Origin of the sequence: Klebsiella sp. HMSC16C06 (genome assembly GCF_001808325.1) — a bacterium.
Classification (GTDB): domain Bacteria; phylum Pseudomonadota; class Gammaproteobacteria; order Enterobacterales; family Enterobacteriaceae; genus Klebsiella; species Klebsiella variicola.
The window spans coordinates 61,867-75,499 of the sequence record NZ_KV792988.1 but is presented as its reverse complement, the minus strand read 5'-3'; the positions used below and the strand labels follow the sequence as shown (position 1 = coordinate 75,499).

The window sequence follows — 13,633 nt, the reverse complement described above, 5'->3', positions numbered from 1 at the left end:
TATGTTCTCGGGTTTACTCTCCCACTCCGCGGCCCCGGCCGCGGATTTTTCACGTCTGCAGCGCGCCAGCATTACGTTCCGTGATGTGGCCAAGCGCTACGGCGATCATCAGGTGCTAAACGCCATCAACCTGCAGGTCGAGCCCGGCGAAGTGGTGGCGATCCTCGGCCCTTCCGGTTCGGGAAAATCGACGCTGATCCGCTTGATCAACCAGCTCGAATCCTTAAGCGGCGGCGAGATCCTGATCGACGATAAACCGACCAGCCGGCTGAGCGGCAGCGCCTTGCGCCAGCTGCGCAGCCGCGTCGGCTTTGTCTTCCAGCAGTTCAACCTTTACGCCCACCTGACGGCGCAGGAGAACATCACGCTGGCGCTGGAGCGCGTTCACGGCTGGGGGAAAAGCGCGGCTCAGGAGCGGGCGCTGGCGCTGCTGCGCCAGGTCGGACTGGAAGAAAAAGCGCAGCAGATGCCGGCGCAGCTCTCCGGCGGCCAGCAGCAGCGAGTGGCGATCGCCCGCGCCCTGGCCTCCTCGCCGCAGATTATCCTGTTCGATGAGCCCACCTCGGCGCTCGACCCGGAGATGATCGGCGAAGTGCTGCAGGTGATGAAAACCCTCGCCCACAGCGGGATCACCATGCTGGTGGTGACCCATGAGATGCAGTTTGCCCGCGAAATTGCCGACCGGGTGGTGTTTATCGACGGCGGCGACATTCTCGAGGTCGCCCCGCCGGCTGAGTTTTTCGCCCATCCGCAGCATGCCCGTGCACGGCGTTTTCTGCAGAAGGTGCTGGATCCGCTGCACCAGGAGAGCCTCGAGTGACGCCGATGCTTGACTGGCACGGCGTCCTGAGCGGGCAGCCGTTGCAATGGATTATCTCTGGTTTTCTCACCACCGTCTGGGTCAGCGTCGCCGGGATCCTGCTCGCCACCCTGCTGGCGGTCCTGCTGCTGGCCCTGCGCCTCGGCGGCGGCCGCGCGGGGCGCGGACTGGTGGCCGCGTGGGTCTCGTTGTTTCGCAACACTCCGCTGCTGGTCCAGCTGCTGTTCTGGTACTTTGCCGCCTGGAACCTGCTGCCACTGGCGGTGAAGGAGGTGGTGAACGACGAACACGCCTGGTCCATTTTGCCGGGTAACGTCTGGTGGCTGACGCCGGAGTTCCTCTGCTCGATGTGGGGGCTGGGGGTCTTTACCTCCGCCTTTCTGGTGGAAGAGATCGCCTCCGGACTGCGCGCCGTCAGCCACGGGCAGCGGGAAGCCGCGCTGTCGCAGGGTTTTACCCCGTGGCAGGAGCTGCGCTTTATCCTCCTGCCGCAGGGGCTGGCCAACGCCTGGCAGCCGATTGTCGGCCAGTATCTTAACCTGATGAAACTCTCATCGCTGGCCAGCGGCATCGGCTTTGCGGAACTGACCTATCAGGTACGACAGATTGAGAGCTATAACGCGCACGCCCTGGAGGCGTTTGCCGTCGGTACCGCGCTGTACCTGGCGCTGGGGGTGGCGATGGGCGTGGCGCTAACGCGTCTCGGCCCGGGAAGAAAACTGCAACGGAGCGCCCAACATGAACGCTAATCTGGCGGTGATCGCCGATAACCTCGATTACCTGCTGTGGGGCCGACTGGCGGAGGGCCAGCCCGGCGGCGTGGCGCTGACCCTGCTGATGGCCATCGGCGCCACCCTGCTGGCGCTGCCGGGAGGCATTGCGCTGGCGGGCCTGGCCTGGCGCTACGGGGGGCTGGTGCGGCGTCTGCTGTTTCTGTGGGCGGAAATTATTCGCGGCATCCCGCTGATATTTGTCATCTTCTGGCTGTGGTATCTGCTGCCGATGCTGACCGGCGGCGATCTGCCCGGCGCGGTGACCGTGACCCTGGCGTTGGCGTGGTTTACCGCCGCATCGGTGATGCACTCGGTGCTGGCCGGGCTGCAGTCGCTGCCGAAAGGACAGTATGAGGCGGCGCTGACCCAGGGGTTCGCCCCCGGGCAAACGCTGCGCCTGGTGCTGCTCCCGCAGGCGCTGCGCAATGTTCAGCCCTCGCTGGTGGGGATCTTTATCGGCCTGCTGAAAGACACGTCGCTGGCGTTTATCGTCAACGTCCCGGAGCTGACCACCGTGGCCGGTCAGGTCAACAACCGGGTGCAAATCTATCCCCTGGCGATCTTCGTCTTCACCGGCGCGGTGTACTACCTGCTGTGCTGCGGTCTGAGCCTGCTGGCCAGCCGGCGTTTTACCCGCCGCGCGACCGCCGGATAAGGCTCACTCCGCGGGACGGGGCTTCACCGGGCAGGTATCGCTGATCTTAATAAATTTGTCGTTATAAACCAGATAGTGGTTCCCCGGCTGGCGCAATGCCGGCTGGCGAACCACGTCGCCAGGACGCAGATACCACGCGTCCCCCTCCTCTTCGGTCGAATCGCATCCGGGTTTAATCAGCAGCTTGAACCAGGTATTGCCGGTATTGCTCACCGTCCCGGCCACCTTATCGAAAGACCATTTAAACTGCACCTCGCGTGGGCGCACCACCAGAATGGTATCCATCACCACCACCGGCTCCATGCTGACCTCGCCGCCGGTCGGGCTGCGCCTCGTCAGGTTGCGGGTGGGGATTTCGCGAAACGAGACCCGATAGTAGCGCTCGCGGTTATCCCGCGGGCCATGATAGTAAAATTTAAAATACTCGCTCTCACCTGCCTGCAGCACCAGCTGGCGGGGGGCAAACAGCAGTTCGCCATCCACCGGCCGGGAGCGTACTTCGCTGCCGCCCGGACGATCGATGGCGCTGATGGCGATGCGGTACAGCCGCGCGCTTTTATTGTTGTTGACCACCCGTTTACTGGCGAAATCCGCTTCGGCCGGCAGGGAAAAGGTCAGGTTGCCGACCGAGATCGCCTGCGCCAGCGGCGCTGCCAGCAGGCAGCCCACCGTCAGCAGGGCCTTAGTTAATGTTGCGCCACGTCGCCTGGACATGAATCTCTCCTGAAGCGCTGACTTCGCCAAACCAGCCGTTATCGTCTACCGTCCGCAGCGAAATGGCGTTATCCATCGGAATCGAAAATTTCACCGTGGTCTTATCCATCTGCCCCACTTCGCCGGAGATATCGGTCCATGGCGTGGTCAGCCACAGCGCATCGGTCATATCCCGCCAGCTGTCATCGCACCCGGCATCGTAGGTCTGCGTCGTGCCGCTGCGGGTGATAAAAGAGAGCGTCGCCGGGAACGGCACTTTCGCCGTACCGTCATCAGAGCTGAAGAGACAGTAGGAACGCCCGCCAATCACCTGCGCCGGTCCGGTCACCTTGATCAGCACTTCATCGGCGGCCGTTTTACCGCTGGTGGTGACGATGTAGCCGAAATCGAGCGCCGGTTCGCCGCTGCCGACATATCCCTCGCGCGACGGCGCCGAGGTATATTCGTCCGAGATAATGCTGATGCTGAAATCACGGGGCTTGATAATCAGCGTGTTGGAGGTGGAAAACTCATACCAGCCTGACTCCGGCGAAGTGGTGTTCTGAAAGCGAAAGTTGAACAGATCCTTGGTGTTGATATCGCTGATCCCGAGATTCACCATCTGCTTAAAGAAGTTGCTGGAGAAGAAAACATAGATCGAGTCTGAGCTCTTCATCTCGTTGAAAGTGTAGTAATAAGCGGTATTGCTCACCGGCTTCCAGGAGCTGCCGTTGAGGCTGAACTGCATATCGTACGCCCCGACGGCCGAGGCCAGCGACGAGTTGGCGATCGCCGGGAAAATATGGATCGAGGTGTTGCTTAAGCCGTTGGTCTGCAAGGTATAGTTGACCATCTTACAGCTTAATCCTGCGCGGCTGCCGATGGTCTGCGTCTGGCAGTCGGCGTTCCCTTCTCCCAGGGTCGGCACGCCGTCGCTGTTGATAAACACCTCCGCCAGCGAGTGGGTATTAATCAACCGCAGGTTCGCGGCTTTGGTGTGGGTGACGTTGCGCACATACCAGTTACCGGAGGCCTGATCCTTACAGCGCGCACCGCTGCTGGCATCGTAGTTCACCGAGGTCTGACAGGCATTGATGGTCATCGTAAAGCTGCCGCCGACCGGCATCTGCTGCAGATATTGATAAAACGCGTCCGACATCATGCCGTGCATCCACTTCGCGCCGCCGCTGGTCACCGTCGCGCCATAAAACCCGCTGGCGTCGGTGGTTTGCGGCAGGATCAGGCTGGTGGCCATATCGCACCCGGCGTACCAGTTGATGCAGCGCAGGCCGGTTAAGGGGTGCGAAACCGGCGAATTTTCCAGCCACATATCAAACTTCCAGTTGGCATTGAGCCCGGTGTTGTAGCCGTTATCGATATAGCCGAGACTCTGCTGATAAATGGTGCCGGAGCCGGTGTATTTTAAGCCGGTCCAGCGGTTAGCGCCGGTCATACGCGGATCCAGCGCCCCGCCGGGGGTGACGAAAAAGTTGTCGTCGGAGTTGTTTTCAACAAACACAAACTCGCGCGCCGGCGCATCCGACCAGGTGGTCTTGGTCACCGCCGCCCTGAGTGCGGCTGCCGGCCAAAGCAGCGCGAGGATCGCCAGCGCCATCAGTGCATTAACTTTCATTCTCTTCTCCTGTCTGCTGCACCGCCGCCCACGACGAGAGGCCGCTGCAGACCACATCCCCGACCCAGACGGCGCCGCGTGCCTGGCTGAGCTCCAGCGCCACTTCGCAGGTTTTATTGCCGCCGTAGCTGAAATCGATAGTGGGGTATTTCTTATCCACGTCCATGACAAACTCGCCGTTTTCATCGGTCCGGGTACGGCCGATATGGTTGTTAATCCGCGCATTCGCCAGCAGCGTGCCGTCTTCTGCACGAATACGACCGGAGACGGTGACCATCTGCTTCACCTCTGGCTCAATCACTGCGACGTTGCCCGGATAAAGGGTCAGATGACTCTTACGCCCGCTGACGATGTCATAGCTATCGAGCGAGTTTTTGCTGTTCTGCAGCTCCACCTCATAGCGGCCATAGGGAGAGAGCGGCAGGTAGTTACGCTTGCCGCTGAGCGGGAAAATCCGCCCGTTAACCCTGGCGCTAATCTGACCATCGTCCTCCAGCCCGGTGTTGAAGATCACTCCGGCGTTACCGTCGGTTCGTCCGCTGGCGGCGATGTTTTTGCCCTGCCAGCCGACGCTGCCGCTGGCGGTGAGGTTAGTGTTGACGTAGCCGTCCGCCGCACTGTTGACGTTCAGCGTGCCGCTGGCGTAGCGGGCGTCGAACTGGGCATACGCTCCGCCGCTGAGGGTTTTGTCATCCCCGGTATCGCCGGAGATGGCCCGCGACAGATTGGCGCCGATGGTGCGAATAGTGCCTTCATCAAACTGCTTGCGCGCTGAGAGGTTAGCCATGGTGTAGCCGTTCTGATGGGTCATCCCGGCGCTGAACCAGTTGCCCAGCGGCAGCGAGAGATCGAGAGCGATATATTTCCCGGTGTTGGCGCTGCTGTCGCCATTGTTATAGCGCTGGATCCCCGCCCGCAGGCCGAGCGATCCAAACGCGCCGCTGTAGACCGTCTGATAGTAATCCGCTGTGTAGTAATGACTGTTGTAGCGGCGGTCATCGTTGTAGCTGACGCTGAACGTCCCCAGCTTCGACCACAGCGCGTTCAGGTTGAGGGTGCCGCCAATCGCCCGGTTGTCGGCATCGCTGCGCCGCAATTGATCGCCAATGCGGGTTCTCTCCTGGTTGACCCACACTGAACTGAAGCCTCCCGGCAGCGTAGCGCTGATGCTGCCGACGCTGCTCCAGGAACTGTCGCTGGCCAGCATATTCTGCAGGTTAACGTTGATCGAATCGCCCAGCGGCAGCGTCAGGCGGGTTTCCCCCACCGCCTGGTTGTCGTAGCCATAGCCCGTTGCCGCCCAGCTCAGGGTGCTGAGCGACCCGGAGGTCGAGAGGCCTGCCAGCCAGCTCTCTTTTGCCGGCCGGGTCTTTTTGCCGCTTTCCGACCAGCGATCCATATGGAAACTGCCGCCCCATACCTGCCACGCCAGCGGCGCGCCGATGCCGCGTCCCCGGCTGAACAGCTTATTGACCCGCTGGGTGCGTTTGCTGACCACCCGACCATTAACGATCACCTCCACTTCCACGTCGTAAATACCGTACGGCAGGCCGCGGGTATCCACTTCATGGTTGCCCATGGCGAAGTTCTGGACGCTCAGCAACCGGCCGTCACGGGTGAGATGCACCTCGCCCGCCGCCGGTAAAAAGGCAATCACCGGCGTGGCCGACTGACTGTTGTCGAAGACGGTGGAGCTGGCCTGATTCCCCCAGGAAAGGCCGTAAATCTTGCCGGCCGAAATAGCGGTCATCGGTCCCAGGGACTGCAGGTTCCAGGTGTCGAGCATCCCGCCGGCAAAGCGGTGGCCGGCGAAATCGCGCTCATACATGGCCTTATATAATTCACTGTCCTGCTGACCGCTGCCGATCCCGTACAGCGAGCCGTCGAGCACCACGTGATGCTCTCGCAGCGCGGTGACGTTGTTCAGCGACAGGTAGCTGGAGGTGTTGCTCCCGCCATTGCGCATCTGGTTGTTATAGACGCCGAGGTTATAGCTCAGGTTGCTGCTGAGGGTGTTCACGCTGGACTGACCGATATCTTCGCTGCGCGAGCGCAGCACGGTGCCCAGCGCCTCGCGTTTGACCACCAGCTGCAGCAGCAGCTGGCGCAGGCTGAGATCCAGCTGCGCGCTGTCGGTCAGGGGAATGGTGAGTGCCTCGCTGAACGGGGCGTTGGCCAGGCCGATCAGCTGCTGTCGGGTCTGTTGGCTGACGCTGGCGTTCCCCTCGCTCTCCTCCAGTTGGATCTGCCGGACACGCAGCTGGCCGTCGTCCAGCCAGATAAAGGCGCTGCCGATCCGCTGATCGTCACGGGTGTCCTGGCTGCCGGCAAGATGAATATAGAGCGGGACGCTCATACCGTCCTGCAGCGCCCGGCTGAAGGCCTGCGGAATAATCACCCCGCCAATCTGCTGGGCACGTACGGCAGCAGCGCTGGCGTCGGGCTGAACGAACAAAAAGATCATGCCGAAGGCAAGCTGCGTTTTCAGTCCTGGGGAAATCCGTCGTAGAGGCATCGTCGTTATCCATCTGCACAACTGTCTATTTCACGGGAACAAACTGCTCACCCTGCCAAAGCGCAACCCGTCCTTTTTTATTCGCCGTGTCCACCTGCGTAAAACGGCGCGATTTACCCGGCATCAGGTAGTAATTCTCTTTACACTCCTTACCGTCGGCGGCCTTCAGGCAAGGGCCGTAGGCGAGGATCCGCAGCGTCGCATTCCCGGTGTTGGTCAGAGAGCCGTTGGCGTACTGAAAGCGGTAATTCACTTGCCGGGGCGCCACCACCAGAATGGTGCCGATGCGGGCGGACGCCGTCGCTACCGCGCTGCGGTTGGCGTTATCGCGCTGGGCATCGCTGAGTGCCTGATCGAACCAGACAATGCGGTAGTAACGCTCTTTGTCATCCGCCGGGCCTTTGTAGAAGAAACGGATGACATCGCTGGCCTGGGCGGGTAGCAGCAGGCTGGCGGGGGTAAGCAGCACCTCATCCGGTTTATCCATCGGGATAACCTGCCCACCATCCAGCGGGGAAGAGAGCCGTTCGAGATGGATATTGATCAGTCGACCGCTGTCTGTGCTGTTCTTGATTGTTTTGCTCAGCGTGCTGCTGCCGCTGTTCATAAAAGATGAGATATCGCCGACATCCAGCGCCTGCGCCGGCGACACCCCGACAAGTAGCAGCCCGAGAGCCAGAAGGTGCTTTTTCATAACAATTCCGTCCGTGAAAAAAGCAGGGGGAGCCCCCCCTGCTGGTGCATCAGAAGGATCAGCTGGTCCAGGTGGCGTCGAACTGGACGCTGACGTCGCCGCTCCAGATCCCTTCCGGCAGGGTGCTGTAATCGGTCACTGCGGTGGTGCCGTTGGTGGTGCCGCTGATGATGGAGAAAGTGAAACCATCCTGCGCGGTGGTACGGCCGCTGGCGTTGTAGCCATTAGCCAGCGCGCTGAGGTTGCCGCCCAGCACGCCGTTAGCGGTATCGATCATCACGGTATCTGCCGTTTTTTCGACCGCGGCGCCGTTATAATCCACACCCACGCTCAGCGTGGAGCCGGAAGTGTCCAGCTGGGTTAAGGTGTTGGTGATAAGGCGCGAGGTCAGCTTAAAGGCGGTCGCCGTTGCGTCACCCTCAATCGCCACGTCAAACAGACCTTTCTGCGAGTTAAAGCCTTTAATGCCTTCGGCGTACTGGAATGCCAGGCTGCCGAGCGGGGTCACAACCAGCTTGCTGGTGGTGTCTTTTTTAGCGGTCGCCGACCAGGTCGCAACAGCCTGAGCCGTTACGTCAGCAGCCTGCGCCACACCCATACCGGTAAACGCTGTTACCAGAGCTATTGCCAGAACCTTTTTTTTCATCGCTTTTTCATCCTGAGTTGAATTAAGGACATGATGTCCCGGTGAACCATTTAAAAAACAATATTGCCTGGGTGTTACTGAACTAACTTATATATTTTGGAATACAGTTTGGCCTCAGCATTGCGCCGATGGGTATATACTGTCTTCACGCTACAATTTTCAATTCTGGCGATCGATTTCGGCTGCATGCCCTGAGCGGTCATGCGGATTATTTTCATTTCCCGGTCAGTAATTTTATCTTTCTTAATATCTTTGCGGAGAAATCTGCCATTAATTACGTAGGCCAGTTCTTTTCTAATATCGCGACTCAGGCCAACATATACCACGCCGCGAATATTGCTATTGTAATACCAGTAATTTGCTAAGGCTTCTGATTTCCTGGCCGCAATCAATACGACCTGTTTCCCCTTTACCGCGGATAGCCATTCGCTATCGCGCCTGATAAATTCATTTAAAGAAGCCGTGTTGAGATTGATAAACACAAAATCCTTTCTAATCTTCTCCTGCGACAGATAAATTAATTCATCGATATCCAAAATGAGTTCGGATAGTCCTTTATAGAAGTAGGAGTCATGGGCAGACCAAATGTACTTATCGGAACAGCATTTATATTCCATATAGTTTTTAACCTCATAGTCCTTGAAGTAATCATTTTTACAACTTCACTGTTTGCCAGGCCTACAAAGTTAACTGGCGTATTCGCTTCCTTTAATAAATCGCCATTAAATAAGACACGCATTACTTATCAATATTTGATAAGCCGGGTTTAATTTTAATTATTTCTGCATGGCGTTGAATTTAAGTTTTTTCCTATGGAGTGTCAACACGCGGACAGGCAATCAATTTCGTGCCTGGGTCAATATTTACAAAAACTGAAAATATCGGATTTTTGAGGAGTGGAAAAAGACATTTATTTTCATGAGGTTATTGGCAATATTACCCTCAATTCTTACTTGTGCTTTATATTACCCAGGATCTTCGCCCTATTATGTTAGGAATATTCTTAATGAGGGGCAGGATGGAGTTGTCAAATAAACCAAATTAACAACAAAATAAAGAATATAACTCTGAATATAAGCAATAACCAGGATGATTTACCAATTCATAAGCCACATGAATAGATTAACCTGCCGCACAAAATAGTTATGCATATGTTAATTCTGCGGAATGATGAATGCTAAACAAAGGTAGAAGCATTATCTATTCGATTAAACAGACCTCATTAGCAAGATAAAACGAGTTTTGCCGATAGGTGCCTGCCGTCACGGGTGCGCCTGCCTTCGCGCCCCCCGAAAGCATAGCCGCTTTTCAAGGCTTCGCCAGCGGTCAGCAAGCCGCGCGGTCGGCCTGTCATCCCCGCCTTTTCCCGCCTGTTCACGCTTTGTTCGCAATACCGTCATCGAAATTTCATATAAAGACCTATTAATAGTGCCCAGTTAATGACGAACCTGGACACTCTTATGAACAGCTCTCTTGCCGCGGTGGCCGAAACTGATTTCCAGCCGTTCACCGATCTCGATACCGGCCTGCAGCGGAAGGTCTTAAGCGTGCGTAACCTGACTAAAGCCTATCATGCTCAGCACAAGGTGCTGGACGGCATCAGCTTTGACCTGCACGCCGGTGAAATGGTCGGGGTCATTGGCCGCTCCGGCGCCGGCAAATCGACGCTCCTGCATGTCCTTAATGGTACGCACAGCGCCAGCGGCGGTGAAATTCTTAGCTATCCGGAAGTCGGTATGCCACACGATGTCTCAAAGCTGAAAGGCCGCTCACTCAACGCCTGGCGCAGTCAGTGCGGGATGATCTTTCAGGACTTCTGCCTGGTACCGCGCCTCGACGTGCTCACCAACGTCCTGCTTGGCCGCCTCAGCCAGACTTCAACCCTGAAGTCGCTGTTTAAAATTTTCCCCGCCGCCGACCGGGCGCGCGCCATTGCGCTGCTCGAATGGATGAACATGCTGCCGCACGCGCTGCAGCGGGCGGAGAATCTCTCCGGGGGACAGATGCAGCGGGTGGCAATCTGCCGGGCGCTGATGCAAAACCCCGGCATTTTGCTGGCCGACGAACCTGTCGCCTCGCTGGATCCGAAGAACACCCAGCGCATCATGGATGTGCTGCGCGAGATCAGCGAGCAGGGCATCAGCGTGATGGTGAACCTGCATTCGGTAGAGCTGGTGAAGGCCTACTGCACCCGGGTTATCGGCGTCGCCAGCGGCCAGCTTATTTTTGACGATCACCCCTCCCGGCTGACGCAGGATGTGCTGCAGCAGCTGTACGGCGATGAAGTTAGCCAATTGCATTAATTTCACTCACACGGGCAACATAATGAAAAAATATATGACTGGCGCAGTTCGTTTATCCGCAGTGGTCGCGGGCATGATGATGGCATGGCAGGCGGCGGCAGCGCAGCCGAAAGAGCTGAATCTGGGCATTCTCGGCGGGCAGAACGCCACCCAGCAAATCGGTGATAACCAGTGTGTGAAGACCTTCCTCGATAAAGAGCTGAACGTGGATACCAAACTGCGTAACTCTTCCGACTATTCCGGGGTGATCCAGGGTCTGCTGGGGGGTAAAGTCGACGTGGTGCTGAGCATGTCCCCCTCCTCTTACGCTTCGGTTTATATCAATAACCCGAAAGCCGTGGATATCGTCGGCATCGCCGTGGACGATAAAGATCAGTCTCGCGGCTATCACTCCGTGGTGATCGTCAAAGCCGACTCCCCGTACAAAACGCTGGACGATTTAAAAGGCAAAGCCTTCGGCTTCGCCGATCCGGATTCCACTTCCGGGTATCTGATCCCTAACCATGCGTTTAAAGAAAAATTTGGCGGAAACGCCGACAACAAATACAACAATACCTTCTCCAGCGTCACCTTCTCGGGCGGCCACGAGCAGGACATCCTCGGCGTGCTGAACGGTCAGTTCGCGGGCGCGGTCACCTGGACCTCGATGGTCGGCGATTACAACACCGGCTACACCACCGGCGCGTTCAACCGTCTGATTCGCATGGATCATCCGGATCTGATGAAGCAGATCCGCATTATCTGGCAATCGCCGCTGATCCCGAACGGCCCGATCCTGGTGAGCAATGCGCTGCCGGCGGACTTTAAGGCGAAGGTCGTGGCGGCGGTGAAAAAACTGGACACCGAGGATCACGCCTGCTTTATCAAAGCGATGGGCGGTACCCAGCACATCGGTCCGGGCAGCGTGGCTGACTTCCAGCAGATTATCGACATGAAACGCGAGCTGGTGAGCGCGCGTTAATCCTGCCTCAACGCCGCCTGCTTGCCCCCAGGGTGAGCGGCGGCGCTACGTTGAAGATCCCCGACGCATGAAGACGACCCACACCGAATTTGAACGCTATTACCAGCAGGTACGCTCGCGGCAAAAGCGCGATACCGTCTGCTGGTCGTTACTCCTGCTGGCGCTCTATTTTGCCGCCGGCAGCGCCGCAGAATTTAATCTGCTGACCATCTGGCACTCGCTGCCCCACTTCTTTGACTATATGGCAGAGACCATTCCGCCTCTGAGTGCCGGTAACCTGTTCGCCGATGTGCAGACCAAAGGCTCGCTGGCCTGGTGGGGCTATCGCCTGCCGATCCAGTTGCCGCTCATCTGGGAAACCCTGCAGCTGGCGCTGGCCTCGACGCTGGTGGCGGTCGCCATTGCCACCATCTTCGCGTTCCTCGCCGCCAACAACGCCTGGACCCCAGCGCCGGTACGCTTTGCCATTCGGGTACTGGTGGCGTTTTTGCGCACCATGCCCGAGCTGGCGTGGGCGGTGATCTTTGTCATGGCGTTCGGCATCGGCGCGATCCCGGGCTTTCTGGCGCTGATGCTGCACACCGTCGGCAGCCTGACCAAACTGTTCTACGAGGCGGTGGAGAGCGCGCAAAACAAACCGGTACGCGGCCTGGCGGCCTGCGGCGCGTCGCCGCTGCAGAAAATCCGCTTCGCCCTGTGGCCGCAAGTGAAACCGCTGTTTCTCTCCTACGGCTTTATGCGGCTTGAAATCAACTTCCGTTCGTCGACGATTCTCGGGCTGGTGGGCGCGGGCGGTATCGGCCAGGAGCTGATGACCAATATCAAGCTCGACCGCTACGATCAGGTGAGCATCACCCTGCTGCTGATCATTCTGGTGGTGTCGGCGCTGGACATGCTGTCCGGTCGTCTGCGCCTGTGGGTACTGGAGGGTAAGAAATGAGCGTCTGGCACATGCAACCGGATATCGCCGCCAGCCGGCGGCAGCATAAACAGCTCTATCAGGTTCAGGGGCGCTACCTGCGCTACGTCGGGCTGGTAGCGCTGGCCTGCGTGCTCTATTACGTCTGGTTTTTTCTGCAGTTTGGCATCAGCGGCGAGCAGCTGACCACCGGTCTGCAGCAGATTGGCCGCTACCTGGCGCGGATGTTCGTCTGGCACGACTTCTGGAACTGGCCGTTCGGCTATTACTTCACGCAAATCGGCATCACCCTGGCTATCGTCTTCGCCGGGACGCTGACCGCCACGGTGCTGGCGCTGCTGCTCTCCTTCTTTGCCGCCCGCAACATCATGCGCGGCGTGGTGCTGGGGACCCTCGCTCTGCTGATGCGCCGCCTGTTTGATGTGCTGCGCGGGATCGACATGGCTATCTGGGGATTGATTTTCGTGCGCGCGGTCGGCCTCGGGCCGCTGGCCGGGGTGCTGGCGATCATCATGCAGGACACCGGTCTGCTGGGACGGCTGTACGCGGAAGGACACGAAGCCGTGGACCGCTCGCCCGGGCGCGGGCTGACCGCCGTGGGCGCGAACGGCCTGCAAAAGCATCGCTTTGGCATTTTTACCCAGTCGTTCCCAACCTTCCTCGCCCTGAGCCTGTATCAGATTGAATCCAACACCCGCTCCGCGGCGGTGCTGGGCTTCGTCGGCGCCGGGGGTATCGGGCTTATCTATGCCGAGAACATGCGCCTGTGGAACTGGGATGTGGTGATGTTTATCACCCTGCTGCTGGTGGCGGTGGTGATGATCATGGACACCCTTTCCGCCTGGCTGCGCCGTCGCTATATCGGCGGCGCCGCGGTGCCGCTGTATCAGGGCGGACGCTAGCACACCTTTGCGCCGGATGGCGGCTTCGCCTTATCCGGCCTACTCGTCCAGGACTGGCTGTTGACTCACCGCCGGGCCTGGGGCAACTGAAACTGCCGGTGCTGGCGGCCTCAACATCG

Annotated in this window: 13 protein-coding genes; 7 read left to right on the top strand and 6 right to left on the bottom strand. The window is 58.6% G+C overall.

Annotation, left to right across the window (positions count from 1 at the left end):
• Position 1 precedes the first annotated feature (1 nt).
• The 3 genes from HMPREF3142_RS05055 to HMPREF3142_RS05045 are packed head-to-tail and all read left to right on the top strand — an operon-like array spanning position 2 to position 2,248.
• Positions 2-820: an amino acid ABC transporter ATP-binding protein gene (locus HMPREF3142_RS05055; protein WP_008805322.1), complete on the top strand. Its 819-nt coding sequence runs from the start codon at positions 2-4 to the stop codon at positions 818-820.
• Positions 817-1,569, top strand: coding sequence for an amino acid ABC transporter permease (locus tag HMPREF3142_RS05050; RefSeq protein WP_012968860.1), 753 nt, complete (start codon positions 817-819; stop codon positions 1,567-1,569). Before HMPREF3142_RS05055 ends, HMPREF3142_RS05050 begins: the two co-directional genes overlap by 4 nt.
• Positions 1,559-2,248 carry an amino acid ABC transporter permease gene (locus HMPREF3142_RS05045; RefSeq protein WP_008805320.1) on the top strand — a complete coding sequence of 230 codons (690 nt, stop codon included), beginning with the start codon at positions 1,559-1,561 and terminating at the stop codon, positions 2,246-2,248. Before HMPREF3142_RS05050 ends, HMPREF3142_RS05045 begins: the two co-directional genes overlap by 11 nt.
• A 3-nt stretch (positions 2,249-2,251) precedes the next feature.
• Here the strand turns inward: HMPREF3142_RS05045 and HMPREF3142_RS05040 are convergent, their stop codons facing one another.
• The 6 genes from HMPREF3142_RS05040 to ecpR all read right to left on the bottom strand — a co-directional run bounded on the left by HMPREF3142_RS05040 (position 2,252) and on the right by ecpR (position 9,046).
• The gene (locus tag HMPREF3142_RS05040; RefSeq protein ID WP_012542735.1) at positions 2,252-2,962 is read right to left on the bottom strand and encodes a fimbria/pilus periplasmic chaperone; all 711 of its coding nucleotides are present in this window, start codon (positions 2,960-2,962) and stop codon (positions 2,252-2,254) included.
• Positions 2,931-4,574, bottom strand: a complete 1,644-nt coding sequence (gene ecpD, locus HMPREF3142_RS05035; RefSeq protein WP_012968862.1) for a fimbrial adhesin EcpD — start codon at positions 4,572-4,574, stop codon at positions 2,931-2,933. The genes HMPREF3142_RS05040 and ecpD overlap by 32 nt, the downstream gene beginning before the upstream one ends.
• Complete coding sequence (ecpC, locus tag HMPREF3142_RS05030) at positions 4,564-7,089, bottom strand: fimbrial usher EcpC (protein ID WP_070611718.1); 2,526 nt, start codon at positions 7,087-7,089, stop codon at positions 4,564-4,566. Before ecpC ends, ecpD begins: the two co-directional genes overlap by 11 nt.
• A gap of 25 nt (positions 7,090-7,114) precedes the next feature.
• Positions 7,115-7,783, bottom strand: coding sequence for a fimbrial chaperone EcpB (locus HMPREF3142_RS05025; RefSeq protein WP_008805316.1), 669 nt, complete (start codon positions 7,781-7,783; stop codon positions 7,115-7,117).
• A 58-nt stretch (positions 7,784-7,841) separates the two neighbouring features.
• Entirely contained in the window at positions 7,842-8,429 is a 588-nt protein-coding gene (gene ecpA / locus HMPREF3142_RS05020) for a common pilus major fimbrillin subunit EcpA (RefSeq protein WP_012542737.1), read from the bottom strand.
• A 74-nt stretch (positions 8,430-8,503) separates the two neighbouring features.
• Positions 8,504-9,046 (bottom strand): ECP biosynthesis operon DNA-binding transcriptional regulator EcpR, encoded by a 543-nt coding sequence (gene ecpR / locus HMPREF3142_RS05015; protein ID WP_008805314.1) that lies wholly within the window; start codon positions 9,044-9,046, stop codon positions 8,504-8,506.
• Positions 9,047-9,889: 843 nt separating this feature from the next.
• On the opposite strand from ecpR, the gene phnC reads away from it, so the two are divergent.
• From phnC to phnE (HMPREF3142_RS04995), 4 genes are all read left to right on the top strand, one after another.
• A complete protein-coding gene (gene phnC, locus HMPREF3142_RS05010) occupies positions 9,890-10,732 on the top strand; it encodes a phosphonate ABC transporter ATP-binding protein (protein WP_016160357.1) in 843 nt (280 codons plus the stop codon).
• 22 nt (positions 10,733-10,754) lie between these two features.
• Complete coding sequence (gene phnD, locus HMPREF3142_RS05005; protein WP_032691132.1) at positions 10,755-11,693, top strand: phosphonate ABC transporter substrate-binding protein; 939 nt, start codon at positions 10,755-10,757, stop codon at positions 11,691-11,693.
• A gap of 67 nt (positions 11,694-11,760) precedes the next feature.
• On the top strand, positions 11,761-12,633 hold the full coding sequence (gene phnE, locus HMPREF3142_RS05000; protein WP_012968864.1) for a phosphonate ABC transporter, permease protein PhnE: 873 nt from the start codon (positions 11,761-11,763) through the stop codon (positions 12,631-12,633).
• Entirely contained in the window at positions 12,630-13,514 is an 885-nt protein-coding gene (gene phnE / locus HMPREF3142_RS04995; RefSeq protein WP_012968865.1) for a phosphonate ABC transporter, permease protein PhnE, read from the top strand. Before phnE (HMPREF3142_RS05000) ends, phnE (HMPREF3142_RS04995) begins: the two co-directional genes overlap by 4 nt.
• Positions 13,515-13,633 lie beyond the last annotated feature (119 nt).

Coding starts and splice junctions, on each gene's coding strand:
- HMPREF3142_RS05055 (WP_008805322.1), top strand. CDS start 2: ATGTTCTCGGGTTTACTCTCCCACTCCGCGGCCCCGGCCGCGGATTTT.
- ecpR (WP_008805314.1), bottom strand. CDS start 9,046: ATGGAATATAAATGCTGTTCCGATAAGTACATTTGGTCTGCCCATGAC.
- phnE (WP_012968865.1), top strand. CDS start 12,630: ATGAGCGTCTGGCACATGCAACCGGATATCGCCGCCAGCCGGCGGCAG.
- phnD (WP_032691132.1), top strand. CDS start 10,755: ATGAAAAAATATATGACTGGCGCAGTTCGTTTATCCGCAGTGGTCGCG.
- ecpC (WP_070611718.1), bottom strand. CDS start 7,089: ATGCCTCTACGACGGATTTCCCCAGGACTGAAAACGCAGCTTGCCTTC.
- ecpA (WP_012542737.1), bottom strand. CDS start 8,429: ATGAAAAAAAAGGTTCTGGCAATAGCTCTGGTAACAGCGTTTACCGGT.
- HMPREF3142_RS05025 (WP_008805316.1), bottom strand. CDS start 7,783: ATGAAAAAGCACCTTCTGGCTCTCGGGCTGCTACTTGTCGGGGTGTCG.
- HMPREF3142_RS05040 (WP_012542735.1), bottom strand. CDS start 2,962: ATGTCCAGGCGACGTGGCGCAACATTAACTAAGGCCCTGCTGACGGTG.
- HMPREF3142_RS05045 (WP_008805320.1), top strand. CDS start 1,559: ATGAACGCTAATCTGGCGGTGATCGCCGATAACCTCGATTACCTGCTG.
- ecpD (WP_012968862.1), bottom strand. CDS start 4,574: ATGAAAGTTAATGCACTGATGGCGCTGGCGATCCTCGCGCTGCTTTGG.
- phnE (WP_012968864.1), top strand. CDS start 11,761: ATGAAGACGACCCACACCGAATTTGAACGCTATTACCAGCAGGTACGC.
- phnC (WP_016160357.1), top strand. CDS start 9,890: ATGAACAGCTCTCTTGCCGCGGTGGCCGAAACTGATTTCCAGCCGTTC.